This window comes from Streptomyces thermoalcalitolerans (assembly GCF_039525155.1).
Taxonomy (GTDB): domain Bacteria; phylum Actinomycetota; class Actinomycetes; order Streptomycetales; family Streptomycetaceae; genus Streptomyces; species Streptomyces thermovulgaris.
The window spans coordinates 1-615 of the sequence record NZ_BAAAHG010000154.1; the positions used below are offsets into that span (position 1 = coordinate 1).

Below are 615 nucleotides of genomic sequence, written 5' to 3' on the forward strand. Positions count from 1 at the left end.
GGTGGTCGCCGTCCCCGCCGGGGCGCGCGGCCAGGGTGCCGCCCTGCTCGCCGTCCCCGGGGGCCGCCTCCTTCCCGCGGTCGTCGTCGCGGCGGCGGTCACGGTCGTGGCGTGCGCCGCGCTGCCGCTGCGGGCCGCGTTCGCGCATCGCGCGGTCCGCGTCCACGGGCCGCGGCGGGACACGGTGTCCGTACGTCCCTCCCGGCGCCGTACGGTCGCCGAGCTGACGCTGCTGGTGATCGCGGCGGGGGCGGTGGAGGCGCTGCGGCGGCGCGGGGTCTCGGGGGCACCGGAGAATGCCGGTGCGTCGGGGGACCAGCTGGTGTCGCTGGCGCCGGTGCTGGTGGGCGTGATCGCGGCCCTGGTGCTGGTCCGCCTGTACCCGTGGCCGCTGCGTCTGCTGATGCGCCCGGCCGGCCGGCTGCGCGGAGCGGTGGGCCATCTCGCCCTGGCCCGCGCGGCCCGTACGTCCACCCCGGCGGTGCTGCCTCTGCTGGCGCTGCTGACCGCGCTCACCACCGCCGCCTTCGGCGGCTCGGTGCTGGCGGGGGTGGCCGACGCCCGCGACCGGGCGGCCCTCGGCGCGATCGGCGCCGACGCCCGCGTCGGGGCGGA

Annotated in this window: 1 pseudogene; it reads left to right on the forward strand. The window is 80.3% G+C overall.

The window, feature by feature from the left end:
- Positions 1 to 615, forward strand: a pseudogene (locus ABD224_RS29315) (ABC transporter permease); the annotation flags it as partial.